Annotated in this window: 25 protein-coding genes; 14 read left to right on the forward strand and 11 right to left on the reverse strand. The window is 62.6% G+C overall.

Going from position 1 to position 25,215, the window contains the following annotated elements:
* The first annotated feature begins 12 nt into the window (after positions 1-12).
* The 4 genes from NYR54_RS05465 to NYR54_RS05480 all read left to right on the forward strand — a co-directional run bounded on the left by NYR54_RS05465 (position 13) and on the right by NYR54_RS05480 (position 1,725).
* Positions 13-216 carry a hypothetical protein gene (locus NYR54_RS05465; protein ID WP_261514593.1) on the forward strand — a complete coding sequence of 68 codons (204 nt, stop codon included), beginning with the start codon at positions 13-15 and terminating at the stop codon, positions 214-216.
* Positions 213-548, forward strand: coding sequence for a carboxymuconolactone decarboxylase family protein (locus NYR54_RS05470; protein WP_423738570.1), 336 nt, complete (start codon positions 213-215; stop codon positions 546-548). Before NYR54_RS05465 ends, NYR54_RS05470 begins: the two co-directional genes overlap by 4 nt.
* Before the next feature lie 33 nt (positions 549-581).
* Entirely contained in the window at positions 582-932 is a 351-nt protein-coding gene (locus NYR54_RS05475) for a DUF488 domain-containing protein (RefSeq protein WP_261514594.1), read from the forward strand.
* A gap of 577 nt (positions 933-1,509) precedes the next feature.
* On the forward strand, positions 1,510-1,725 hold the full coding sequence (locus NYR54_RS05480; protein ID WP_261514595.1) for a DUF1858 domain-containing protein: 216 nt from the start codon (positions 1,510-1,512) through the stop codon (positions 1,723-1,725).
* A 14-nt stretch (positions 1,726-1,739) separates the two neighbouring features.
* On the opposite strand, the gene NYR54_RS05485 is transcribed toward NYR54_RS05480, so the two are convergent.
* Positions 1,740-2,441 (reverse strand): Crp/Fnr family transcriptional regulator, encoded by a 702-nt coding sequence (locus tag NYR54_RS05485; RefSeq protein WP_261514596.1) that lies wholly within the window; start codon positions 2,439-2,441, stop codon positions 1,740-1,742.
* A 172-nt stretch (positions 2,442-2,613) separates the two neighbouring features.
* Between NYR54_RS05485 and NYR54_RS05490 the strand changes: the two genes are divergently transcribed.
* Positions 2,614-2,841 carry a hypothetical protein gene (locus tag NYR54_RS05490; protein WP_261514597.1) on the forward strand — a complete coding sequence of 76 codons (228 nt, stop codon included), beginning with the start codon at positions 2,614-2,616 and terminating at the stop codon, positions 2,839-2,841.
* A 19-nt stretch (positions 2,842-2,860) separates the two neighbouring features.
* On the opposite strand, the gene NYR54_RS05495 is transcribed toward NYR54_RS05490, so the two are convergent.
* Both NYR54_RS05495 and nirK read right to left on the reverse strand, forming a co-directional pair.
* Complete coding sequence (locus NYR54_RS05495; RefSeq protein ID WP_261514598.1) at positions 2,861-4,066, reverse strand: NnrS family protein; 1,206 nt, start codon at positions 4,064-4,066, stop codon at positions 2,861-2,863.
* Between the two features lie 127 nt (positions 4,067-4,193).
* Positions 4,194-5,240 (reverse strand): copper-containing nitrite reductase, encoded by a 1,047-nt coding sequence (nirK, locus tag NYR54_RS05500; RefSeq protein ID WP_261514599.1) that lies wholly within the window; start codon positions 5,238-5,240, stop codon positions 4,194-4,196.
* 168 nt (positions 5,241-5,408) lie between these two features.
* Between nirK and NYR54_RS05505 the strand changes: the two genes are divergently transcribed.
* Positions 5,409-6,164, forward strand: coding sequence for an SDR family NAD(P)-dependent oxidoreductase (locus NYR54_RS05505; protein WP_261514600.1), 756 nt, complete (start codon positions 5,409-5,411; stop codon positions 6,162-6,164).
* A 276-nt stretch (positions 6,165-6,440) separates the two neighbouring features.
* A complete protein-coding gene (locus NYR54_RS05510; RefSeq protein WP_261514601.1) occupies positions 6,441-8,300 on the forward strand; it encodes a PAS domain-containing sensor histidine kinase in 1,860 nt (619 codons plus the stop codon).
* Between the two features lie 89 nt (positions 8,301-8,389).
* Here the strand turns inward: NYR54_RS05510 and NYR54_RS05515 are convergent, their stop codons facing one another.
* Together NYR54_RS05515 and NYR54_RS05520 are read right to left on the reverse strand one after the other, a co-directional pair.
* Entirely contained in the window at positions 8,390-9,271 is an 882-nt protein-coding gene (locus tag NYR54_RS05515; protein WP_261514602.1) for an MBL fold metallo-hydrolase, read from the reverse strand.
* 212 nt (positions 9,272-9,483) lie between these two features.
* Positions 9,484-11,157 (reverse strand): thiamine pyrophosphate-binding protein, encoded by a 1,674-nt coding sequence (locus tag NYR54_RS05520; protein WP_261514603.1) that lies wholly within the window; start codon positions 11,155-11,157, stop codon positions 9,484-9,486.
* Positions 11,158-11,367: 210 nt separating this feature from the next.
* Between NYR54_RS05520 and NYR54_RS05525 the strand changes: the two genes are divergently transcribed.
* Positions 11,368-12,480, forward strand: coding sequence for an anhydro-N-acetylmuramic acid kinase (locus NYR54_RS05525; protein WP_261514604.1), 1,113 nt, complete (start codon positions 11,368-11,370; stop codon positions 12,478-12,480).
* Here the strand turns inward: NYR54_RS05525 and NYR54_RS05530 are convergent.
* Positions 12,419-13,375: a DMT family transporter gene (locus tag NYR54_RS05530; protein WP_261514605.1), complete on the reverse strand. Its 957-nt coding sequence runs from the start codon at positions 13,373-13,375 to the stop codon at positions 12,419-12,421. The two genes, NYR54_RS05525 and NYR54_RS05530, sit on opposite strands and share 62 nt — an antisense overlap.
* 408 nt (positions 13,376-13,783) lie before the next feature.
* Between NYR54_RS05530 and NYR54_RS05535 the strand changes: the two genes are divergently transcribed.
* Complete coding sequence (locus NYR54_RS05535) at positions 13,784-14,626, forward strand: DUF2189 domain-containing protein (protein WP_261514606.1); 843 nt, start codon at positions 13,784-13,786, stop codon at positions 14,624-14,626.
* A 12-nt stretch (positions 14,627-14,638) separates the two neighbouring features.
* Here NYR54_RS05535 and NYR54_RS05540 read toward each other — a convergent pair whose 3' ends face one another.
* The 5 genes from NYR54_RS05540 to coxB form a co-directional block, all read right to left on the reverse strand.
* Complete coding sequence (locus tag NYR54_RS05540; RefSeq protein ID WP_261514607.1) at positions 14,639-15,007, reverse strand: cytochrome C oxidase subunit IV family protein; 369 nt, start codon at positions 15,005-15,007, stop codon at positions 14,639-14,641.
* A gap of 9 nt (positions 15,008-15,016) precedes the next feature.
* Complete coding sequence (locus NYR54_RS05545) at positions 15,017-15,739, reverse strand: heme-copper oxidase subunit III family protein (RefSeq protein WP_261514608.1); 723 nt, start codon at positions 15,737-15,739, stop codon at positions 15,017-15,019.
* Between the two features lie 11 nt (positions 15,740-15,750).
* The gene (locus NYR54_RS05550) at positions 15,751-16,458 is read right to left on the reverse strand and encodes a cytochrome c oxidase subunit 3 (protein ID WP_261514609.1); all 708 of its coding nucleotides are present in this window, start codon (positions 16,456-16,458) and stop codon (positions 15,751-15,753) included.
* Positions 16,455-18,233, reverse strand: coding sequence for a cytochrome c oxidase subunit I (gene ctaD / locus NYR54_RS05555; protein WP_261514610.1), 1,779 nt, complete (start codon positions 18,231-18,233; stop codon positions 16,455-16,457). The genes NYR54_RS05550 and ctaD overlap by 4 nt, the downstream gene beginning before the upstream one ends.
* A 76-nt stretch (positions 18,234-18,309) precedes the next feature.
* Entirely contained in the window at positions 18,310-19,128 is an 819-nt protein-coding gene (gene coxB / locus NYR54_RS05560; protein ID WP_261514611.1) for a cytochrome c oxidase subunit II, read from the reverse strand.
* 239 nt (positions 19,129-19,367) lie between these two features.
* Here coxB and NYR54_RS05565 point away from each other — a divergent pair, with 239 nt between their 5' ends.
* The 5 genes from NYR54_RS05565 to NYR54_RS05585 all read left to right on the forward strand — a co-directional run bounded on the left by NYR54_RS05565 (position 19,368) and on the right by NYR54_RS05585 (position 25,184).
* Positions 19,368-19,574 carry a hypothetical protein gene (locus tag NYR54_RS05565; protein WP_261514612.1) on the forward strand — a complete coding sequence of 69 codons (207 nt, stop codon included), beginning with the start codon at positions 19,368-19,370 and terminating at the stop codon, positions 19,572-19,574.
* An 84-nt stretch (positions 19,575-19,658) separates the two neighbouring features.
* Positions 19,659-20,054 (forward strand): c-type cytochrome, encoded by a 396-nt coding sequence (locus NYR54_RS05570; RefSeq protein WP_261514613.1) that lies wholly within the window; start codon positions 19,659-19,661, stop codon positions 20,052-20,054.
* Between the two features lie 326 nt (positions 20,055-20,380).
* Complete coding sequence (locus NYR54_RS05575) at positions 20,381-22,330, forward strand: PrkA family serine protein kinase (RefSeq protein ID WP_261514614.1); 1,950 nt, start codon at positions 20,381-20,383, stop codon at positions 22,328-22,330.
* A gap of 9 nt (positions 22,331-22,339) precedes the next feature.
* Positions 22,340-23,653 (forward strand): YeaH/YhbH family protein, encoded by a 1,314-nt coding sequence (locus tag NYR54_RS05580; RefSeq protein ID WP_261514615.1) that lies wholly within the window; start codon positions 22,340-22,342, stop codon positions 23,651-23,653.
* Between the two features lie 4 nt (positions 23,654-23,657).
* Entirely contained in the window at positions 23,658-25,184 is a 1,527-nt protein-coding gene (locus NYR54_RS05585) for a SpoVR family protein (RefSeq protein ID WP_261514616.1), read from the forward strand.
* Positions 25,185-25,215 lie beyond the last annotated feature (31 nt).

Raw genomic sequence — 25,215 nt, forward strand, 5'->3', positions numbered from 1 at the left:
GATTGGTCACAGGTGTATGTCATCGGTTGCAGCAAAATAATTGCTGCGACGGCGCGATTATTTTCATTTGCCCTCATCGCTTGTCCGCCCAAATACTTGTCCAGAGCGCCGCAAGTGACGGCGGACGGCTTCGATGCCGGCAGCTTTTGCGAAGGAAAAGAGCAGTTCCGCAGCGCCATTGTGCCCGAATGCAACTTCAAGGGAGGTGGAGCATGACGAAAAATCAGCCGGAGAGCGCGATGAGCGCCCGTGAGCGCAGGGCCGCGCTGTCTCCCGCCCAGGACAAGGCCTTCAGGGAGTTCAGCCGGGCGGTCTTTGCCGATGGCGCCTTGTCGAGGAAGACGAAGGAACTGATCGCCGTCGCGGTTGCTCACGTGACGCAATGTCCCTATTGCATAAGAGGCCACACGAAAAGCGCGAAGAGGCACGGCGCTACGTCCGAGGAAATTTTGGAAGCGATCTGGGTCGCAAGCGAGATGCGGGCAGGCGCGGCGGTAGCCCATTCGGCATTGGCGTTTGAGGCCCTGGACGAAGCCGAGGATGGTTGAACCGCCATGGGAAACCGGCACGATAATATCCGGGTGAAACGCATCTATGAGGCCGCCGAGGAAGCGGACGGCCGGCGTGTGCTTGTGGATCGCCTCTGGCCTCGCGGCCTGTCCAAGGAGCGGGCGGAAATCCACGCCTGGCTCAAGGACCTGGCGCCGAGCGACGAACTGCGCAAATGGTTCCACGCCCACCCGGAGGAGTGGGACGAATTTCGCAGGCGGTATTTTCACGAACTCGATATGAACCAGGAGGCCGTTTCCTCCCTCGTCGAACTTGTCAAGGAAGGCGTCGTCACGCTGCTTTTCTCAAGCGCGAGGGTGGAAGGGAACAATGCGCACGTTCTGCGCGACTACATTCAGGCCAGGCTTGACGAAGAGCGGTAAGCTGAGCGTCGCCCGTCTCGCCTGGTTTTGTTAGGCTATCCCCCTGTCTGTAACGCGTCCTTTAGCCGCCCCTTCCGGGACCGGAGTTGGCCGGCACTTGCAATTTCATTTCAGCTACTTAGCTTGAGTATATGATTATGGAAACGTTCGTCAGAATATCGAGGCTCGCCGGCGAAACGCATGCCGTTTCCCGGTGTGGCGGCGTGTAAACTGACGGACCGCATCCTGCCTCCACTCCGGGACCTACGAACCATCTAGCCGGTCCGCTTTCTGTTCGCATTCGCTGTGCAGCAAGGAGGTGGTGATGCTCGGACGTGGCCAGGTCCGGATTTGTTCAAAGTGCAATCGTAATCTGCCCAGGGCGGCTGCCCGTTGCCCCTGGTGCGGGAGCGCTCCCGTGTCCCATCCCGGAAGACCGTATCCGGTGTCCGCAACCGCAAGGTACGGCATCGAGCGCTACCATGGTCGCTGACGGGTGCTCATATGAGCGCGGCCATCGCGTGCCTGTTTGCGCCAGCACAAGGAAGGAAAGGCGCATTCCTGCGACAGTTTGTCCTCGATCGATTGGAGGACAAGCATGGCTGCGCCTTCCAGGCTGGATTCCGAGATGACGATGGACGCGCTGATGCGGCGATGGCCCTCGACGATTCCCGTCGTGATCCGTCACGGCATGTTGTGCGTGGGATGCCCCATCGGCCGTTTCCACACCGTCCGTGAAGCATGCCGCGCCCATGAGATGGACGAGGCCTTGCTGATCCGCGACCTCATAGCGGCGGTGGTGGCAAGCAGATGAGACCTAATCTGCCACTACCCCTTGCGGCGATGTTCGGCGACGAGCAGAAGGCTGTGCGCGTCCGTCACGATGACCTTCTGCCGGCCGCTGCGCACCATGCCCTTGTCCTCCCAGGCGCTCAGAAGGCGGCTCACCGTGTGCAAGGTGGTGCCGGTCATTTCCGCGATGTCCTGCCGGGTGATCGGAAAATCGATCTCAATGCCGTCTTGCGTCTTGCGGCCGGACTGCTGCACAAGGCGCAGGAGCGTGTGTGCCACGCGCTGCTCCACCTGCGCGGTGGACATCTCCATCACCCGCTCCTGCGTCTCCTGCAGGCGCGCGCCGATCGTGCGATAGGTTCCGGCGGCGAATTGCGGCACCCGCGCCGTGACTTCCGGCCAGATGCCGTTCGGCCAGCTGAGCGCCACGCAATCCACCGCGGCAATGGCGCTCGCGGGGTAGGCTCGAAGGCCCATAGCGACGGCTATGCCGAACAGCTCGCCCGCGTTGATGTAGCGCGCGATCACCTGCTCGCCCTCAGGCGTGAGCCGCACCACGCGGATGTGCCCGTCGAGCAGGAGGTAGAAGGTTTCGGCCTCCTCCCCCTGCTCGAAGATCGCCGTTTCCTTCGCGTAGCGGGCAGAGCGGGCTTGCGAAAGCAGCCAGTCGAGCTCGGCATTGGCAACCCCCTCGAACAGAGGCAGGCCGGCGATCAGGGATCGGTCGAGTGCCGGCATTCTGGTCTCCGAACAATGTTTCTCCCGGCCTTTCTAGCGGTTGTTCGGGGCAGAGCAAACCGTTTGTGCCGGAGGGACAAGCCGCGCTCGGCAAGGGACCGTCAAGCCGAAGGGCGGCGAACACTCGGGTGCCTTCCTATCTGGAACGGTCAGGAAAACGAAGGAGGGTGACATGCTGGATGACACCACATTCATCGTCCCGGATACATCGAATGAAGTTACGGCCGATCCGCCGGCCGAGGATGCCGTCCGCGCCTGGGCGGCGCGAAACTACGAGCGCTGCCATCCAGGCGATAGCTTCGTCGACCTCGTCCGGCGCACGCGATTCTCCAAGGAAGACCGCCGGCTGATGGAGGATTGGCTGGCCGCCGCGCGCAGGCGGCTTGGGCGCGGCGGCTGACCGATTCCTCGCATCAGCTCTACAGCCTTGGGCCGGTCAGAACACGCCAGTAGCGTAGCACGAAAAGAAGGAAGGCGCCGCTCCACAGCGTGCCCGCCGCCGCCAGAAGCGGCAGATAGCCCTGCGCGGCGAAGGGCGCAATGACGCGCAGGAGGGCGCCGGCATTTGCCATGAGATAGATCGCGGCGGTCCAGCCATCCGCCCGGATGTCCCGCCCCGTGTGGCCGAGGCTCGCGCGCGTCATCACCGCCAGAGTCATGGTCGCAATGGCGCCAGCGGTGAGCGCATGTATGGCCGCGCTCGCGGGTATTGTGCCGGGTGCGAGGATACCCGCGCCGATAAGGAGGAGCGCGCCTGCGAGCCAGGCGTAGCCGATATGAAGGATGAGAAGGATGGCTTCCCGCCCCGTCTGCCATCCCTGCCATCGCGAAAGCCTTGCGAAAAGCAGAATTCCCGCAAGCAGCAGAGCCGTGCCGGTGAAGGTCGTCTCCGGTAGCGTGATCCAGCCGACCAGGGCGATTGCGGTCGTTCCCAGCGCGGCCTTGTCGAGCAGGCCGAAGGCAGCGGGCAGGGCTCGCGCGCCCCGTTTTACGAGCCAGTTGCGGGTGAAGCTCGGCACGATGCGTCCGCCGATAAGCGCCATCAGCATCGCCGCGACAGAAAGGGCCAGCCGGATCGCCAGCCCCTCCTGCAGAAGCCCGGCGGCCTCGCCGTGGTGCAGGCCGTTGGCTAGGGCGAACAGGGTAAGCATGAGGGCCACCGGCGCGTTGCGCCAGTTGCGTCCGGCCAGGATCTCGCGCCAGACCGCGCCCGCCAACACCACGGGAAATGACAGGTCGATGAAGGTGGCGGCAAGAGGTACCGAAACGGAGGCCGTGGCAAGCCGGCCTGCCAGCCACAGGAGTGCCAGAACGGCAAGCGGCGTTCCGCTCAAGGGCAGCCGTCCGGTCCAGTTGGGGATCGCCGTCAGGATGAAGCCTGCAATGACGGCGCCGAGATAGCCGAACAGCATTTCATGGACATGCCAGGAAAGCGGCGGAAAGGGGCCGGGCAGGGCGGCGCCGTTCGCGAAAAACCAGAGCCAGAGCGGGATAGCGGCCGCTGCGTGGATGCCGGCAAGCAGGAAGAAGGGACGAAACCCGTAATGCAGCAGGGGACGCGCCGAGCGGAGGCGCCCGCGCCCGTCCCGCGTGCGCTCACCCTCGCGCAGCCTTCGCCTCGGCACGGAGCGATCCCGTGCGGGTGCGGCTTCGTCTTCAAGTGGGCGAGATGGAGCGGTGTTCATCTTGCGTCATTTCTCCACATAAGTACGGCCCGCCCGTGAGCGGGGCGGGCCGCATCTGCCGGCAGGCTCAGTTCATCAGCATTTCCGGCTGGCCCTCGATCCCTTCCTTGAAGATTTCGGGCCGCTCTTCCCCTTCGACGATCAGAGTCCCCACCAGACCGCGCATCGCGCGCGAAAGAGCATGATCGACCAGCATAAATTCGCCGGGCACCTCAAGCTTCATGTCCACCGCCACTGCCCCGCCGGGAGGCACGGTGACCGTCTGCACGTCTGGCAAAGGCTCTCCCGTGAGCGATCCGAGATTGTAGACCGCATCGAAGATTTCGCCGATCACGTGGAAGCTCGACGTCTTGTTGGGGCCGCCCACGCCGAAATAGATGCGGATGGTTTCGCCCACCTTGGCCCTGAGCGCATTGTCGCCTGTCAGCGCCTCGGCGGCCCCGTTGAAGACGAAGTACTCCGGCTCCTCATTCATCAGCTTGTCGTAGCTCTCCGTCAGCAGGCCGCCAGTGCCGAAGCTCTCCTCAGTATAGAGCTCGCCCTGCATGACGTAGAACTCGCGATCCACCGGCGGCAGCCCTCCTTCAGGCTCGACGAGGATAAGGCCGTACATGCCGTTAGCGATGTGCTGGGCGGCGGGGCCGACGGCGCAGTGATAGACATAGAGCCCGGGCTTCAGCGCCTTGAAGGTGAAGCCCTTCTGCTCGCCGGGCGCCGCCAGTGTGGCGCTTCCGCCGCCATGGAGGCCGGTGGCGGCGTGAAAGTCCACATTGTGCATGAACATGTTCCCGTCGTGGTTTTCGAGCGAGACCTCGACGGTATCGCCGACACGCACCCGCACGAAGGGACCGGGCACTTTGCCGTTGAAGGTCCAGTAGTTGTAGCTGCTCCCGTTATCCAGCCGGCCGACGAGTTCAACCGTTTCCAGCTTGATCCGCACCGCCTCCGGCGCCCGCCTGCCTGACGCTTCTGGCACATCGGTGGCCGGGCGTACGATGTCCGCGGGCGTCTCGGCGGTGCCGTATCCATCGGCGGCAAAAGCCGGTTGGAATGCTAGCCCGCCCATCGCCAGGACGGCGGCGACCGTGGTGAGTAGATGCTTGCGGGTGGTCATGGCGTGTCCCTTTCGACCGCTTTGTTGACGGCCTCACGTTACGCGCATTTACGAAGTCTTCTTTGCGTTGCTGCAAACAGAATGTGACAGAAGCGGATACAACGCGTTGCGCCTTGGCTGCGAGGAAGCACGCCCTAGATGCTTAGGTGTTCGCGATGGGAGTGGACCATGGATCGGGAATTTGAAGACAAGGTCGCGGTGGTCACCGGCGCGGCGTCGGGGATCGGTGCCGAATGTGCGCGCCAGCTTGCGGCGGCAGGCGCGAAGGTGATCGTGGCCGATCTTGACGAAGGTGGTGCTGAGAAAGTCGCAAACGAGATCAAGGAAGGGGGCGGCGAGGCTGCACCCTTTCGCATCGACGTAGCCGTGGCTGAAGAGGCGGAGGCCATGGTCGCCTTTGCTAAATCCACCTTTGGCGGGCTGCATCTGGCCGTCAACAATGCCGGGATTGGTGGCCCCTCCGCCCCGGTGGGCGAGTATCCGCTCGACGGCTGGCAGCAGGTTATCGATATAAACCTGAACAGCGTTTTCTACTGCATGCGCTACGAAATCCCGGCAATGCTGGAGGCTGGCGGCGGCGCCATCGTCAACATGTCGTCCATTCTGGGTACGAACGGCTTTGCCAATTCAAGCGCGTATGTGGCGGCCAAGCATGGCATCGTCGGGCTCACCAAGACGGCGGCAATCGAGTATGCCCCTCAAGGCATCCGCATCAACGCGGTCGGGCCCGGCTTCATTCTGACCCCGCTTCTGTCAAAGAATCTGGAGCCGGAAGCTCTGGAGCAGATCGTCGGGCTTCATCCGGTCGGGCGGCTCGGCCGTTCCGACGAAGTGGCGGCACTCACCTGTTTCCTGCTGTCGGAGAAGGCCTCCTTCATCACCGGGAGCTATCATCTCGTCGATGGCGGCTATTCCGCGCCGTAGCGCGGATCGCCGCCATACGCGCGCACCCGCAGAAGAATCTCGCTCTCGCTCGCCGCGTGCAGCAAACGGCAGGCCTCATTGAACGATTTGAGCTTCATGAAGCGGCCTGCCGAATGTATCCGCTTGCCTTGCCGGCCGATTTGTATCCACAATGGGCGCTGGAAAACGACCTGACCTGACCCCCGCAAGGAGGTTCGCGGCCCGCAACGTGCCTCCTGAGGTATTCCGACCCGGGGTTATTGGCCAACGCGGATGGCAAGGGGGAGGATGGTGCGTATGGAGTTTCCTGTCGAAGGCGGCGGCGAGACGGGAGCCCTCATCCAGTCGCACGATTGGGCATCGACCAGCCTCGGGCCCATCTGCCGGTGGCCTGATTGCCTGCGCTTTGCCGTCCGTCTGATGCTTCCGGCAAGGTCTCAGATGGTCATCTTCTGGGGCCCGGAGTTTGTGGCGATCTACAACGACGCCTATGCGGAGGTTATCGGGAACAAGCATCCAGGGGCTCTTGGCCGTCCCGCACGGGAGATCTGGACCGAGCTGTGGGGTGACCTGGGCCCTCTGCTTCAGCGCGTATACGACGAGGGCGAAACGATCTTTGCGGAGGACCGTTCTTTCCGTCTCGAGCGTTACGGATATCCCGAAGATGTCTCCTTCGACATCTCCTATTCGCCCCTTCGGGACGAGACAAACGCCATCCGTGGCGTGATCTGCATTGTGAACGAGACGACCGATCGGGTCGAGGCGCGCCGTGCTCTGGCGAAAGCGCAGGAACGGCTCTCCTATGCGCTGAGCGCGTCCGGAATGATCGGAACCTTCGACTGGCATATTCAATCCGATGAGTTCTTTTCGGACGCCCAGTTCGCGGCGATGTTTTCCGTCGATCCCCACAGGGACACGACCAGCGTCTCGGTTATGGAATATCTGGCCAGGATTCATCCCGATGACCGCGAAAGGATCGCAGCCGCTGTCGACCACGCGATCGAGACGGGCGAGAAATACGCGCAGGAGTGCCGCTATCTGCAGCCGGACGGGACCGTGCGCTGGATAGAGGTGCGCGGGGGGATTGTCTACGATGCCTCCGGAAAGGCCGAACGGTTCGCGGGTGCGGCGGTCGATATCACCGACCGGAAGGAGCGCGAGGAGGCGTTGCACCGGCTTGCCGCCATTGTGGCCTCGTCCGAGGACGCCATCATGAGTACCGATCTGGACGTCCGGATAACGAGCTGGAACCGAGGCGCGGAGCGGCTTTACGGCTATTCGGCCGAGGAGGCGATCGGCAGGCCCGCTACATTCCTGCTGCCGGAGGACCGGGCGGACGAGGAGCCCATGATCATCGAGCGCATCCGCCGGGGCGAGCGTATCGAGACCTATGAGACCAAGCGGCGGCGCAGGGATGGGACGCTGGTGGACGTATCTCTCACCGTCTCTCCGGTTCATGATTTCTCCGGCCGGATCGTCGGCGCCTCGAAGATCGCGCGGGACATTACCGAACGCAAGAAGGCGGAGCGGCTGGAGCGCTATCTGATCGGTGAACTGAAACATCGGGTGAAAAATACCCTGGCGACGGTGCGCGCCATCGCGCGCCAGACCTTCGGCAAGGAAAGCAGCAGGGAAGTGCGCGAGGCTTTCGATGCGCGCCTGCTCTCGCTTTCCAGAGCGCACGACCTTTTGACGGCCAGGAACTGGAATGGCGCCGAGCTGTCGGCCGTCATTGCCGAGGTGCTTGCCCCTTACGAGAAGGAGCGTTTCGAGATCGCAGGGCCGGCGGTGCTGCTTCCCGCCAAGTCGGTGCTGACCTTCTCGCTGGCTCTGCACGAACTGGCGACGAACGCCGCCAAATATGGCGCCCTCTCACACTCCTCGGGCAAGGTTTCGATCACCTGGACGTTGGGCGCGGGCGCCGTCCCACAGCTTGATCTTCGCTGGGAGGAACGCGGAGGGCCCCTGGTCTCCGAGCCGGTCCAGAAGGGTTTCGGATCGAAGCTGATCGAGGAGATTTTGTCGGCGGAACTCGATGGCGAAGCGGGAATCTTTTTTGAACCGTCCGGGGTGGTGTGCAAGGTCCGCGCGCCGATGAGTGTCGATGAAGACCCGGCCGTGCCGGGCCGATCACAAGCCGCAGGCAGCGGGAGATAAAGCGGCAAGCCTTGGCTGCGCAAGTTCTTCTGCCGTTCCCGGATCCGCTTCGGCTGATGCGGCTTGCGTCCTTCGATGCTCTCACCCGTTTACGCCCATTTGGCGTCGGGAAGCAGATCAAGCGGAATCTTGAGATAACGCCGCCCGTTCGCCTCGGGTTCGGGCAGCCGCCCGGCATTGATATTGACCTGCAATGCGTGGAGGATCAGGCGCGGCATCGGAAGTGTCCTGTCGCGCGCTTCACGCATGCTCACGAAATTCTCGCGCCCTTCGAGCGCCGCCCGATGGATGTTTCCGGCCTTCTGTTCCGCAACGGTGCTTTCCCATCGGGGTTCGCGCCCACCTGGCTGATAGTCGTGCCCGGTAAACAGGCGCGTGTCATCCGGCAGGGCGAGGATATCCTGAATGGATTGCCAGAGTTCACCGGCGTCCCCGCCCGGAAAGTCGGCCCGGGCCGTGCCGCCGTCGGGCATGAACAGCGTGTCGTGCACGAAAGCCGCGTCGCCGACGACATAGGTGATCGAGGCCAGCGTATGGCCGGGCGAAAACATCACCCGTGCCTCGAAGCCGCCGATTTCGAAAGTGTCGCCATCAGCAAAAAGCCTGTCCCATTGCGAGCCGTCCGCAGGCGCCTCGGGCTGGTTATAGAAGCCGTTCCAGAGCTTCTGTACCTCGGTTATCTTTTCCCCGATGGCCGTCGGGGCCCCGGTCTTTCTCTTGAGATAGTCGGCGGCCGAGAAATGGTCGGCGTGGGGATGGGTGTCGAGGATCCACTGAACCTTATAGCCCTTCTCGGCGATGAAACGCAGGATGTGATCGGCATTCATGGTGCCCGTCGCGCCGGAATTGGGATCATAGTCCAGCACCGGATCGATGATGGCGCAGCACCGCTTTTCCGTGTCGGCGACAACATACTGGATCGAGAAGGTTCTCTTGTCGAAGAACCCGGTGACTTCCGGCTTTCGTGTCATGCCGTTCTCCCGTCCCGCTTCAAGCACAGGGAGCGTAGCAGAAGACGCTTGCGCCTTGCGAGCGCCCTCGACCGCTATCCAGTATTACGTGCGGCAGTTCTTGGGATAATAACGCCTATCAGACGGGCTGCCCGTGCTTGTTACGAGTTATGTCCGCCGTTCGGGTGTTGCGTGTCCACCGTTCGGAGAGGGGTATACGCCGCCCGTGGTTCTCACTCGGGCAGCACCTGGCGGGACGACAGCGCTCTCGGATCGATCTTCAGATCGAGGATTGCGGGGGAACCGGCTTCGAGCGCCCGCGTGAGCGCGGGGGCGAAGTCCGCCGTTCGGGTGACGGTCTCGCCATAGGCCCCATAGGCGCGGGCGAAAGCGGCGAAGTCCGGATTGCGGATGGTCGTGCCCGAGACGCGGCCCGGATATACACGCTCCTGATGCATGCGGATCGTCCCGTACATGCCGTTGTTGACGACCAGAACCACGATATTCGCGCCGTACTGGCAGGCGGTTCCGAACTCCTGCATGGTCATTTGCAGGCAGCCGTCACCGGCGAGGCAGATCACCTGCCGGTTGGGGCAGGCGAGCTTTGCCGCCACGGCTGCGGGCAGGCCATAGCCCATGGAGCCGGAGGTCGGCGCAAGCTGCGTGCGCCAGCGCTTGTAGCGGAAATAGCGGTGAAGCCAGGTGGCGTAGTTGCCCGCGCCATTGGTGACGATGGCGTCTTCGTCGAGAGTGGCTGAAAGATGGTGGATGACCTGTTCCATCTTCAGCTCGCCCGGTGTTTCCTGAGGCTCCTGCCAGCGCTCGTAATCCGCCCGCGCGGCCTCAAGCCAGGCGGTTCTGCGCGTCGGCTTGCCCGAGGGACGCGCGGCAAGGCGCGCCAGCACGTCGGCAGGGCGTGCGGCGATTGCCAGATCAGGCCGGTACACACGGCCGAGTTCCGATGGATCGGGATGGATGTGAACGAGGCGCTGGCGCGGTGCCGGCACGTCGACAAGCGTGTATCCGCTGGTAGTGATCTCGCCGAGCCTTGCGCCGAGTACCAGCAGAAGATCAGCCTCCTTCACCCGGCTGGCGAGGGCAGGGTTTATGCCGACCCCGACATCGCCCGCATAACAGGGGTGGCGGTTGTCGATGTAGTCCTGGCAGCGGAACGAGGTTCCGACGGGAAGATCGTGCGCCTCGGCGAACCGGGCCAGATGCTCTGCCGCTTCGGCAGACCACCCGCCGCCACCCGCAATGGCCAGAGGGCGTTCCGCCTTGGCGAGTTCTTCCAGGATCATGTCCACCGCTTCGTCGGCTGTCTGGTTGAGCACGAGGGACGCGGGCGGCGCATCGGAGACCTCTGCCGTGGTCGAAAGCATGTCTTCCGGCAGCGCGAGCACCACCGGCCCGGGCCTGCCCGACTGGGCCACGTGGAAGGCTCGGCTCACATATTCGGGTATGCGCTCGGTAAGGTCGATCTCCGCCACCCATTTGGCGAGCGGGCCATACATCGCGCGATAATCCACTTCCTGGAAGGCTTCCCGGTCCCGCTGATCCCGGGCCACTTGTCCGACGAAAAGCACCATCGGCGTGGAGTCCTGAAAGGCGACATGCACGCCGGCCGAAGCATTGGTGGCGCCGGGACCCCGGGTGACGAAGGCAACGCCGGGCTTTCCGGTAAGCTTGCCGGTCGCCTCCGCCATTATCGCGGCCCCGCCTTCCTGGCGGCATATGATCGTCTGGATGCCGCTGTCATAAAGCCCGTCGAGTGCGGCAAGGTAACTTTCCCCCGGAACGCAGAACACCCGCTCGACACCTTGAAGCGCGAGCTGGTCGATCAGGATCCGGCCGCCATGACGCAGGCGGCTCGAGGTTGAAAGTTCCGTATTGGCGGCGTCAGCCATAAGTCTCTCCGGGTAACGTCAAATCCCTCAATATGCGTCTGCTGCCGGTTGGCTCGATGCGGCCTGTCGGCGCATATGCCTTCGCGGGCGTGCGGCGTGCGACTTTATACAATCCGACGTGTCTCTGCATCCTATGGTTTCGCTAAGGAAAGGCAGTTTGCATTGCCGCCGTCGCTGCGCCACAAATCGGCGATCACGCGGGAGAATCACATGGATCCAATCTGGGCTGCCGGTCTGATGACCGGCACCGTGCTCGACGGCAATATCGATGTGGCGCTGCTTTCGACCGATGGCGAGACGGTTTCGCAATTCGGGCCCTACACGCTCTCGCCCTATGACGCGGAGACCCGCGCGCTGCTTGAGGAGGCGGTGATGGCGGCGCGCAAGTGGAATTTCGAGGGCCCGGAGCCGGAAATCTTCGCACGCGCCGAGGCCGCACTGACGAGGGCGCAGGCCCATGCCGTGCGGGCGCTGGTCGAGTCGAGCGGTCTCTCGCTGTCCGACATCGGCATTGTCGGCTTCCATGGCCAAACGGTGCTGCACCGTGCGCCCAGTGCGGGCCGCATCGGCAATACACGCCAATTGGGCGACGGCGAACTGATGACCCGCATGCTTGGCGTGAAGGTTGCCTACGATTTCCGCACGGCGGATGTGCGCGCCGGCGGGCAGGGCGCGCCGCTTTCGGCATGCTACCACGCCGCGCTTCTGAAGCGTCTCGGCGCCTCGGGTGAGACGGCCGTTCTCAATCTCGGCGGCGTCGGAAACATCACCTGGACCGACGGCGAGCGGCTTGTCGCCTTCGACACCGGCCCCGCCAACGCGCCGATCAACGATTTCGTGCGCGCATCGGGCCACGGCGAAATGGATGTGGACGGGCAGCTTGCACGCGCGGGCAGGGTCGATGAAGAGAGGCTGGCGAGGCTTTTGGAGCACGCCTACTTCACCGCTCCCTACCCGAAATCGCTCGATCGCTTCGATTTCTCCTCCGCCATGGCGGAAGGGTGTAGCCTGGAAGATGGTGCCGCCCTTTTGACGGCCTTTGCCGCAGCCGCCGTCGGCAAGGCGCTCGACCTGCTGCCCATGCGCCCGCGGCGGCTCATCGTCTGCGGAGGAGGGCGGCGCAACCCCGCCATCATGGAGGCGCTCGAGGCCCGTGCGCAGGTGGAGGCCGTGCCTGCCGAAGCGGTGGGATGGCGGGGTGATGCGATCGAGGCGGAGTGCTTCGCCTTTCTGGCGGTGCGGACGCTGCGCAGCCTGCCGATCAGCTTTCCGGGGACGACGGGGGTATCGCAGCCGCTTCCGGGTGGACGGGTGGCGGGGTGATGGGCACTGGCCGCGGCCTGCGCGCGAACTGCACGCCGATGAAGCACGCGGTGATGATCAGCGCGCCGCCCAGCCACAGGCTGGCGTCCGGCACTTCCGAAAAGATGATGTAGCCGAAGAAGGCGGCCCACAGCAGCGCCGTGTAGTCCACGAGCGCGAAGACCGATGCCGGAAGCGAACGCAGGGCTGCGATGAACAGCAGATAGCCGAATGCGCCCAGAATCCCTAGGAGCGCCACCAGCGGCCACTGGCCGGCCGCAGGCGTCACGAAGCCGGGAACGGCAAAGGGCAGCGCGATCAGCCCCGACACGGCGGCCTGCGCGAAGGTGATCGCGGCTGCCCCTTCGTCGGCCGAGGCCGAATGCGACTTCAGCAGCACGATGCCCGTCGCATAGGTGAGCGGCGCCAGGACCGCCGCCGCCCAGGCAAGCGGGCTGGGCTCGCCCGTGGCCGAGACAGGCTCGCCTCCTGCGAAGATGATGATCATTGACCCGGCAACGCCCAGCGCGATGGCCACGCCGATGCTGCGGCCCATCGGTTCTTTAAGGAACAGCACGCTGAGAATGGCGACATAGATCGGGGCGCTCATGGCCAGCGCGGTGGCGATGGCAAGCGGCAGATGCGTCACGCCGTAGAAGAACAGGAAGGCGGTCATGCACATGACCACCGCCCTGAGCGCATGCCGTTTCAGATAGCGCGGTTTGGGCCACGCCCTGCCGGTGAACCAGATAAACAGGCCGAGCCAGACCGCCGTGCCGGCAAAGCGGAAGAAGACGATCTGTGCCGTGGTGAGCGTCGCGCCAAGATGCTTCGCCAGCGCATCCATGCCTGACAGGCCGGCGATCCCCAGCACCGCGACAAGCAGTGCGTGCGCCGCACCGAGATTACCGTGCATCACCGGCCAAACCTCCTGCGTGGCGAGGTGGTGCGGCTGTTCCGCGGCAATTCTTCAAGGGTTTCGAGCACTGCCTTGTCTGCCTGCATTGGTAGAAAACTTTGCTTGAGAAACAGGCGGAGATCCTCGCGTAGCGGGTAACTCCGGCGTTTTGCTGGCCGATTCGGTGTCCCGGAGAGCCTTGCCTGAGCGTCACATGTCCGGATAGAGCCAGCCGGGCCCGCATAGCTGGCCAGGCTCGCCATCTGTTGCGATCTTCGTCCGCGCCAAGCTTTTCCCGAAAATCGGGGACAAATCCGGCATCTTGTAGTATCATATTTTTATGGCTGGGGGTTGCGGGTTCCGCGCGACCGGCCATGGCGTGCGCACCGCTGCCCTCTCCGACCACCCAACCGGGAGGGGAATGGTATGACGGGTTTTCATGTCATAGCGGGCGCGAGCAGAAGCACCGCCCACCCGAAAGTACGGCAGATCAGTTTCGCGGATGTTCTCGACGCGTTGCGTCGCGGCTTCGAGGATTTCTGGGAGAAGCCGTCGCATTATGTCTTCCTGTGCCTCATCTATCCGATCGCCGGTGCGTTCCTGATCACTTGGGCTTCGACGGGAAACGCGCTGCAGATCATTTTCCCGCTTGTTGCCGGTTTCGCGCTTCTGGGGCCGGTGGCCGCTGTTGGCCTTTATGAGGTGAGCCGGCGCCGCGAGTTCGGTCTGGACGCTTCCTGGTCTCATGCCTTCGAGGTGCTGCGCTCTCCGGCCATTCCGGCCATGGTTGCGGTGGGCTTCATGCTGCTGGTGATCTTCGCCGCATGGCTTCTGGCGGCCCAGGGTCTATACACTTGGTTCTACGGCCCGACCGCGCCGGAATCCCTGTCCGGTTTTATCCTCGAGGTGCTCACCACCCGGCAGGGCTGGGCGCTGCTTATCACCGGCAATCTGGTGGGCTTCCTCTTTGCTCTTGTCGTGCTCAGCACGACCTCAGTGGCCTTCCCGCTGCTGCTTGACCGGGATTGCGGAGCCTATGCGGCCATCCAGACCTCGGCGCGCGTCATGCTCGCCAATCCGCTGCAGATGCTCTTCTGGGGTTTGATCGTCGCCGTGCTTCTGGTGATCGGGTCCATCCCGCTTTTTGTGGGGCTTGCGGTGGTGATCCCGGTGTTGGGGCATTCGACCTGGCATCTTTACCGGAAGACGGTGCATTCCCCGACCGCCCGCAAGCCACGCTCGCGCGGCATCCAGGAGAGGATGGTGTAGGCAGACCGGCTGTCAGCCGCCGCTGAAGACCGTTCGGGTGAAGAATGTGTAGTCGGATTCGATCGCCATGATGGCGACGAAGACGAGCACCGCAATGGGCGGCAGGAGGATGGCGTAGGCGAGCGCCAGGCGCTCCCAGACCATGTGCATGAAGACAGCCACGATCAGTCCGGCCTTAAGCAGCATGAAGACGACGATCAGCGTCCAGCGCAGAAGGCCCACGAAGCCGAAATAGTCGACGAGATATGAGCAGGCGCTGAGCACGAACAGCCAGAACCAGACGATCAGGTAGATGCGGATGGGGTGCTGCTGCCCTTCCGCGTGCATGGCGATGGCGGTTTGCGAGTAGCCGTGACGGGACTCTTCCACGTGGGATGGCATGGCCGTTCCTCACCAAAGATAGAAGAATGCGAAGATGAATACCCATACGAGATCGACGAAGTGCCAGTAGAGGCCCATGATCTCCACATGCTCGTAGTCGCCTCGGCGGCTCGTGAAGAAGCCGCGCTCGCCGCGGTCGTAGTGGCCGCGCCAGACCTTGTAGGCGACGATCAGCAGGAAGATCACGCCGAAGGTGACATGGGTGCCGTGGAAGCCGGTGATCATGAAGAAGGTGGCGCCGAACTGCGGCGCGCCCCAGGGATTGCTCCACGGGCGCACGCCCTCCGTGATGAGCTTCGTCCACTCGAAGGCCTGCATGCCGACGAAGGTGGCGCCCAGAACCGCGGTGCACAGAAGAAACACGATGGTGACAGCGCGGTTGCGCCGGTAGGCGTAGTTGACCGCCAGCGCCATGGTGCCGCTCGAGGAGATGAGCACGAAGGTCATGATCGCGATCAGCAGGAGCGGAAAGTTGGTTTCGCCGATGTGAAGCGCGAAGACTTCGCTCGTGTTCGGCCACGGCTCGACGGTCGACATGCGAACGGTCATGTAGCCGAGCAGGAAGCAGGAGAAGATGAAGGTGTCCGACAGGAGGAAGATCCACATCATGGCCTTCCCCCAGGAGGCGCTCTTGAAAGCGCGCTGATCGGAAGCCCAGTCGGCGGCCACGCCGCGCAGTCCGCTCTCGCGGGCTGCCTTTGCGCCAAAGCCGTTCAGCGTGGTCTCCGCCATGATGACCTCCTTCACGTCAGCAGTTGCCGGCAGAGCGCGACAAGATCGCCGGCCCAGCCGGCGAGAAGAACGAAGACGCCCAGCCAGACGAGGAGCAGAAAGTGCCAGTAGGTGGCGCACAGTTCGACGCCGAGGCGCAGGCGCTCGTCGATCCGTTCCTCGGTCCATGCCCGGACGGTCGCGCGCGCAAGGGCGGCAAGTCCGCCCAATATGTGCAGGCCGTGTATGCCGGTCATGAGATAGAAGAAGCCGTTGGCGGGATTGGTGTCGAGAAAATAGCCGCCCGCCGTAAGCTCCCGCCAGGCGGTGAGCTGGCCGGCGAGAAAAAGCAGGCTGGCAAGCCCCGCTGCAGCGAGTGCAAGGCGCGCCACGTCAGGCCGGCCTTCGCGCACTGCACGCACCGCGAAGTGCAGCGCCAGGCTGGCAAGCACGAGAATGACGGTGTTGAACCACAGGATCCGCGGCAGGGGCGGCGACTGCCAGTCGGCATACTCCATGCGCATGAAATAGGCGCTGGCAAAGAGGGCAAAGAGGCTGGCGACAACGGCAAGGAAGATGCCGAGGCCGATCTTGGCCGTCGGCATGTGGGAGACGTCCGTCTCGGGTAGGGCCGTGTGGACGCCGTACTCCAGCCAGGGCTTTGCCAGCACTCGTTGCTGGAGAAGCCACCAGAAGGAGAAGCCGGCCACCACCACAATGAGGACGAGGATGACGCTCATGCCTGCCTCGCTGCCGGGACCTTCTGCGGCCACGGGTCATTCTGCGGGATGAAGTCCTGGGGCGCGTCGGGCACCGAATAGTCATAGGCCCAGCGATAGACCACCGGGCGCTCGTCGCCCCAGTTGCCGTGCGGCGGCGGGGTGGTCGGCGTCTGCCATTCGAGGCTCGTGGCCCGCCACGGGTTGGGTCCCGCCTCCTTGCCGTGGCGCAGACTCCAGAAAATGTTGAAGAGGAACACCATCTGGGCGAAGCCGACGATCAGGGCGGCGATGGTGATGAAGGCGTTAAGGTCATGCACCGACGCCGGAATGAAGGCGGAATCGCCAAGCTCCGGATAGCGCCGCGGCACACCGACGAGCCCCACGTAGTGCATGGGGAAGAAAATGGCGTAGGCGCCGACGAATGTGACCCAGAAATGGAACCGGCCCATGCGCTCGTCGAGCATGCGGCCGGTCATCTTGGGATACCAGTGATAGATGGCGCCGAAGATGACGAGGATGGGCGCCACGCCCATGACCATGTGGAAATGGGCCACCACGAACATGGTGTCGGAGAGCGGTACGTCCACCACCACATTGCCGAGGAAAAGGCCCGTCAGCCCGCCATTGACGAAAGTGACGATGAAGGCGAGGGCGAACAGCATCGGAACGGTGAGATGGATGTCGCCGCGCCAGAGCGTGAGTACCCAGTTGTAGACCTTGATGGCGGTGGGAATGGCGATGATCAGCGTGGTCGTGGCGAAGAAGAAACCGAACCAGGGATGCATGCCGGAGACGTACATGTGGTGCGCCCAGACGATGAAGGAGAGCGCGCCGATGACGACTATGGCCCACACCATCATGCGGTAGCCGAAGATGTTCTTGCGGGCGTGAGTGGAGATCAGGTCCGAGACGATGCCGAAGGCGGGCAGCGCCACGATGTAGACCTCCGGATGGCCGAAGAACCAGAAGAGGTGCTGGAACAGGATCGGGCTGCCGCCGCCGTAGGATAGTTGCTGGCCCATCTCGACCAGCGCCGGCATGAAGAACGACGTGCCGAGCACGCGGTCGAACAGCATCATCACGCAGGCCACGAAGAGCGCGGGGAAGGCAAGCAGCGCCATGACCGTTGCGGTGAAGATGCCCCACACGGTTAGCGGCATGCGCATCAGCGTCATGCCCCGCGTGCGCCCCTGGATGACGGTGACCACATAGTTAAGGCCGCCCATCGTGAAGCCGATGATGAAGATGATGAGCGAGACGAGCATCAGGATGATGCCCCAGCTCTGCCCGCCTGGCGTGCCGGAAAGGATCGCCTGCGGCGGATAGAGCGTCCAGCCCGCGCCGGTCGGTCCGCCGGACGCGAAGAAGCTCGCCACCAGCACGAGGACCGCGAGAAGGTAGACCCAGTAGCTCAGCATGTTGACATAGGGGAAGACCATGTCGCGGGCGCCGACCATGAGCGGGATGAGGTAGTTGCCGAAGCCACCGAGGAAGAGGGCGGTGAGCAGGTAGATCACCATGATCATGCCGTGCATGGTGACAAACTGGTAATAGGCTTCCGGCGTGATGAAACTGAAGGTGCCGGGGAAGCCGAGCTGCAGGCGCATGAGCCATGAAAGGACGAGCGCCACGAGACCGATGGCGATCGCCGTGCCGGCATACTGGATGGCGATGACCTTAGCGTCCTGCGAGAAGACATAGGTCGTCCACCAGCTTTTCGGATGGTACAGCTCAAGCTCGGGCACTTCTGCGGGCGGGATGATGTCGTCCGCGCGAGGTGTGGCATCGACCATCGCTTCGTCTCCTCCTCCGTCCGGGCCGGAGACCGGATCCGCCCGGCGGCTGTTTGCCTACGCTTTCACCTCCTGCTCACGGCTTACCTGCTGCCAGCTTGCGGGCGCCGGCAAGCTCGGCAAAGGTCGTCTGCTCCTCAAGCCAGGCTTGGTAGTCCTCCTCGGTGTCCACCAGCACCGTGCCGCGCATGTAGCCGTGGCCCGTGCCGCACAGCTCCGCGCAGAGAACCTCGAAGGTTCCGGTGCGCGTCGGGGTGAACCAGAAATAGGTGACCATGCCCGGAACCAGGTCCATCTTGGCGCGGAACTCGGGCACGTAGAAATCATGCAGGACGTCGATGGAGCGCAAAAGCATCCTTACCGGCTTGCCGACGGGCAGATGCAGCTCTCCTGCCTCGATGACGAGATCATCTTGCCCGGCGGGATCCTCCGGGTTGATGCCGAGCGGATTCTCGAAGGTGACAAGCCTGTTGTCGGCCTTGCCGAGCTTTCCGTCCGCGCCGGGCAAGCGATAGTTCCACTGCCATTGCTGACCGACCACCTCGATGTCGGTGGCATCCTCCGGCACGGTGACGAATTGCGACCATACATAAAGCCCCGGCGCCAGCATGGCGGCCACACCCACTGCGGTGGCGATGGTGAGCCAGGATTCGAGTTTCTTGCTTTCCGGCTCGTAGGCGGCCTTCTGTCCGTCCTTGTGGCGGAAGCGCCAGACGCAATAGGCCAGGAACAGGACGACGGCCGAAAATACCGCGCCGGTGATCCAGAAGGTGATGATGAGGGTGTTGTCGATATAGCCCCAGTTGGAGGCAATAGGCGGCCACCACCATGGGCTCAACACGTGGAACAGGATCGAGCCCACGACGACGAGAACGAGCACTAGCGCGGCGGCCATCCTCCGTTCCTCCCGCGCATCCTCCGATGCGCTGACGGGCAACCAAGGGGCATAATACCTTAAAAAGCGCGCAGATATCTAGAGTATGACCCTGCATCGGAATGGTGGTTGCAAGTCCTCTTTTTGTTAGCCGGAAAAATATTTTCATGAGGCCTATATGACAATTTGCCCGGTGCAATCATCAAATATTCATTTACTGGCCTATTCCTTTGTAGGAAAAAACCGATAGGATCTGCTCTATGGATAAGGTCATGAAAAATAAGAAATCCTTTAATGAATTCTCTCGCCAGACGCGCTGCGAGAGCATGTATTTAAAGTTGGAAATTCATGGTCACGGTGCCGTTTTCGATGTGTCTGCTTGTCGGGATGAAAGTGTGTGCTACGCCACAGGCATGGTCACTACGGCAGTACTTTTGCGACAGGGGGTGCGACAATTTGCCCATTGAGGCATTGTATGTGTTTGTTGGGGAATGAAGTTGGGAGCGAGGGGCAGTAACCGCCAACGCGCCGAAAGAGGAGGAGAGTTCGTCATGCAACCGACACCTCGACGCATCTGGGCCAGTCTTGCCGTCACCCTGTTTGCGGTGACGCCAGCCGCGGCTCAGGATGCAGCCGCCGGAAAAACGGCGTTCAACAAATGCAGGGCCTGCCACGAAGCCGAAGCGGACAGGAACAAGGTCGGCCCGTCGCTCCTCGGTGTGGTTGGCCGTACCGCCGGCACGCTGGAGTCCTTCGAGTCGCGCTACTCCCCCGCGATGAAAGAGGCGGGTTCGGGAGGACTCGTTTGGGATGAAGAAAATCTCACCGCCTATCTGCGCGATCCGAAAGGATTCATTCCGGGAAACAAGATGGCTTTTGCCGGTCTGAAGGACGATGCCGAGATCGCGAATGTGATCGCCTATCTCAAGGCTGATCCCAAGCCGTAAAAGGAAGACAGTCAGCTCTCTTTACTCGCGGCTTCGCCTGCGGTGCCGCGGCGGCCTGTGTTAGCCGCCGCGCAGGCACGGGAAATTGTCTTTCATTGCACGGTACGGGATAGCACTTCCCACAGGCTGGGTGTATCATCGCCACAAATCAGCCGCGTTGTCCCGCGTTACTACGCGGTGCCGGTAGTGAACGTCCAAAGTACATCGAGAAAAGAGAAAGTCGAAGGTTCGGCAAAGGAACCTTGGACCAGGGAAACCGTTCACAACAGACAGGAGCCGATGGGTAGCTTTGCCGTGCACCATCAGGCCCGGCGAGAGAGAGTGCGATGCAAAGGAGAGAATCCGAGGTCTTCGACCTCTTTTCGGAAATCTACGCCAGCACAAAGCGGGAGGAGATGAGCCTGCAGGAATACCTGCTGGCATGCCGCGACGACCCATCCATGTATGCCACCGCCGCGGAGCGGATGGTGGACGCGATAGGCGAGCCCACTCTCGTCGATACCAGCAAGGACGAGCGGCTTGGGCGTATCTTCGCCAACCGTACGATAAAGATTTACCCCACTTTCTCCGATTTCTACGGAATGGAAGACACGATCGAACGGATCGTGGGCTACTTCCGCTACGCGGCTCAAGGATTGGAGGAACGCAAGCAGATCCTTTATCTGCTTGGCCCCGTTGGCGGCGGCAAATCCTCTCTAGCCGAGCGGCTGAAGAAGCTGATGGAGCAGCGTCCGATCTACACGCTCGCCGTTGACGGAAAGATCAGCCCCGTTTTCGAGTCGCCGCTGGGACTCTTCCACCCGGAGCGAATGGCCGATCTTCTGGAGGACAAATACGGCATTGCCCGGCGGCGCCTCACCGGGTTGATCTCGCCTTGGGCCGCCAAGCGGCTTGACGAGGTTGGCGGGGACATTTCCAAGTTCAGCGTCGTCAAGCTGATGCCCTCGCGCCTGCGTCAGATCGGCATCGCCAAGACCGAACCGGGCGATGAAAACAATCAGGACGTCTCCGCGCTGGTCGGCAAGGTGGATATCCGCCAGCTCGAAAACTACAGCCAGCACGACCCGGATGCCTATTCCTACAGCGGCGGTCTCAACCGCACGACGCAGGGCCTTCTCGAATTCGTGGAGATGTTCAAGGCGCCCATCAAAGTGCTGCATCCTCTGCTGACCGCAACCCAGGAAGGCAATTACAATGGCACCGAAAATTTCGGCGCCTTCCCCTATCAGGGCATCGTGGTCGCTCACTCCAACGAGTCTGAGTGGCTGCAGTTCAAGAACAACAAGAACAACGAGGCGTTCCTCGACCGCATTCTCGTGGTCAAGGTGCCCTACTGCCTGCGGGTGACCGAAGAGAAGAAGATTTATGAGAAGCTGCTTCGGGAAAGCGAGCTCGCCGCCAATCCCTGCGCGCCCGAAGTGCTGGAGATCCTGAGCCGCTTCACCGTCTCCACCCGGCTGGCCGAGCATGAGAACTCGCCGCTCTACACCAAGATGCGCGTCTATGACGGCGAGAACCTGAAGGACATCGATCCCAAGGCGAAATCGGTTCAGGAATACCGGGACGCTGCAGGGGTGGACGAGGGTATGACCGGTGTTTCCACACGCTTTGCCTTCAAGGTGCTGTCGGAAACCTTCAACTACGACACCAAGGAGGTTGCGGCCGATCCGGTGCACCTCATGTACATCTTGGAGCAGGCAATTCGCCGCGAGCAGTTCCCAAAGGAGGTTGAGTCTGCCTATCTCGACTTCATCAAGACGGAGCTGGCCCCGCGCTATGCCGAGTTCATCGGCAACGAGATCCAAAAGGCTTATCTGGAGTCTTATAGCGAGTACGGGCAGAACCTGTTCGACCGTTACATCGCCTATGCCGACGCCTGGCTGGAGGATCAGGACTTCAAGGATCCCGACACGGGCCAGATCCTCAACCGGGAAATCCTCGACAGCGAGCTGTCGCAGATCGAGAAGCCGGCCGGCATCGCCAATCCGAAAGATTTCCGCAACGAGGTGGTGAAGTTCACGCTGCGCGCGCGGGCCAAGAATCACGGCCGGAACCCGTCCTGGACCAGCTACGAGAAAATGCGCGAGGTGATCGAGAAGCGCATGTTCGGCCAGATCGAGGATCTGCTGCCGGTCATCAGCTTCGGCACCAAGAAGGATACCCAGACGGAAAAGCAGCATCAGGAGTTCGTGAGCCGCATGGTCGAGCGCGGCTACACCGAGCGCCAGGTGCGGCGGCTGGTCGACTGGTATATGCGGGTGAACAAGGCGGGCTGACGACAGCGGATGCCATATTTCATAGATCGCCGCCTCAACCCGAAGGACAAGAGCCTCGGCAACCGGCGGCGTTTCCTCAAGCGGGCGCGCGAGGAGCTGAAGCGGGCCATCAAGGAGCAGATCAAGACCGGCAAGATCGCCGATGTCGACTCCACGCACAGTGTCCCCATGCCGGCCCGCGACACCAGCGAGCCGAACTTCCGCCCCGCACCCGAGACCGGCGAGCGCCACTACGTCCTTCCGGGCAACAAGGAGTTCACACCGGGCGACCGGCTGCCGAAGCCTGGAGGGGGAGGCGGTGGCGCTGGCGAGAAGGGTGCCGGCATCGGCGAGGCCGAGGACGATTTCCGCTTCGTGCTCTCGCGCGAGGAGGTGCTGGACCTCTTTTTCGAGGATCTCGAGCTTCCCGAGATGGTGAAGCTTTCGCTCAAGGAAGTGGTCGCCTACAAGCCGCGCCGGTCAGGCTTCGCCACCACCGGTGCACCCACCAACATCAATGTGGCGCGCACCATGCGCAACAGCTACGGCCGGCGCATTGCGCTGCGGCGGCCGAAGCAGAAGCAAATCGACGCGCTCGCCGCGGAGATTGCGCGTCTTGAGGCCCAGCCGAACAGGCCGGGGACGGCTGAGCGCCTGAAGGCGCTGCATGAGGAACTGGAGCGGCTGGAGCGCCGCCGCAGGCGCATTCCCTATGTCGATCCGGTCGACATCCGCTACAACCGCTTTGAGGCGCAGCCCCTGCCCAACGCCAACGCGGTGATGTTCTGCCTTATGGACGTGTCCAGCTCCATGGGCGAGCGGGAGAAGGATCTCGCCAAGCGCTTTTTCGTGCTCCTGCACCTTTTCCTGAAGCGCCGCTATGACCGGATCGAGATCGTTTTCATCCGGCACACGCACGAGGCGCGCGAGGTGGACGAGGAGACGTTCTTCTACTCCACGCAAAGCGGCGGAACCGTGGTCTCAACGGCGCTCGAGGAAATGCAGCGCATCATCCGCGAACGCTACCCCTCGCGCGAGTGGAACATCTATGCCGCGCAGGCCTCCGACGGCGACAACATTGCCGGGGATTCGGAGCGCTGCGCTGCGCTGCTCAACGGAGAACTGATGCAGCTTTGCCAGTATTACGCCTATGTCGAGATCATCGACGAGCGCGAGACGGAGATTTTCGGCACCACCGACAACGGCACCTCGCTGTGGCGCGCCTATCGCACCGTCGCCGACAAATGGCCGAACTTCCAGATGACCCGCATCGCCAGGCCATCGGAAATCTATCCGGTCTTCCGCAAGCTTTTCGCTCGGCAGCAGAATGTGCAGAGGCGCTGACGGGATGAGCACTACATCGACACTGCTTTTCTCGGGCTCGGACTGGAATTTCAAGACACTCGCGCGGGTCTATGACGCGATCGAGGAGATCGCGCTCGGAGAGCTCAAGCTCGACGTCTATCCCAACCAGCTTGAGATCATCTCGTCGGAGCAGATGCTCGACGCCTATTCCTCCGTCGGTATGCCGCTGATGTACCAGCACTGGTCCTTCGGCAAGCGGTTCGTCTATGAGGAGCATCTTTACCGAAAGGGCCGGCGCGGGCTTGCCTATGAGCTCGTCATCAACTCCAACCCCTGCATCACATATCTGATGGAAGAGAACACCATGGCCATGCAGGCCCTGGTGACGGCGCACGCGGCCTTCGGCCACAACCACTTTTTCAAGAACAACTATCTGTTCCGGCAGTGGACGGATGCGAGCGCCATTCTGAGCTATCTGGAGTTCGCCAAGAAGTACATTGCCCGCTGCGAGGAGCGCCACGGAATGGCCGCGGTGGAAGCCATCCTCGACTCGGCGCACGCATTGATGGACCAGGGCGTTTTCCGCTACCGGCGGCCGCCGCGGCTTTCATCGGAACGGGAGCGCGAGCGCATCCGCGAGCGGCTGGAATATGAGGAGCAGACCTATAACGACCTGTGGCGAACCCTTCCGGTCGCACCCGGCCGCGATGCCAAAAAGGCGGAGGAGGAGGTCTCCGAGCGCAAGCGGTCCCTAAAACTGCCTGAAGAGAATCTGCTCTATTTCCTGGAGAAGAACAGTCTGATCCTGGAGCCCTGGCAGAGGGAGCTGATCAGGATCGTGCGCGTGATCGCCCAGTATTTTTATCCGCAGCGCCAGACCAAGGTAATGAACGAGGGATGCGCCACCTTCGTCCATTACTTCATCATGAACCGGCTCTATGACCAGGACAGGATCACGGAAGGGGCGATGCTGGAAATCCTGCACAGCCATTCCAACGTGATCTTCCAGCCGGATTTCGACGACCCGCGTTTCCCCGGCATCAACCCTTACGCGCTGGGCCTTGCCATTATGCAGGACATTCAGCGCATCTCCACCGATCCTACGGCCGAGGATCGCGACTGGTTTCCGCAGATTGCCGGCAAGGGCGACTGGCTGGAGGTGCTGCTCGACTCCTGGGCCAACCATCGGGACGAGTCCTTCATCCTGCAGTATTTGAGCCCGGCCCTGATCCGCAAGATGCGGCTTTTCGTGCTCCGCGACAGGGCCGACGACCCCTATTGCGAAGTCGCCTCGATCCACAACGAGCGCGGCTATGAAGCCGTGCGTGCGGCGCTCGCCCGCAGTTATGACGTCGCCGCCAACCTGCCTGACATCCAGGTCGTGGACGTGGATCTGCTGGGCGACCGCCGACTCCGCCTCCAGCATCGCGTGAAGAACGGCATCCTCTTGGAGAAGGAGACGCGGGACGAAACGCTGCGTCACGTACGCCGTCTCTGGGGTTATGACGTAAGCCTCGTCGGCATCGATTCCGAGACCGGCGAGATGCTCTACGAGTGCTCGTCGGGGTAGGCACGAGGAGGCCGCTGCCGGTATCCGGGAT

The sequence above is a fragment of the Chelativorans petroleitrophicus genome (genome assembly GCF_025398195.1).
Classification (GTDB): domain Bacteria; phylum Pseudomonadota; class Alphaproteobacteria; order Rhizobiales; family Rhizobiaceae; genus Chelativorans; species Chelativorans petroleitrophicus.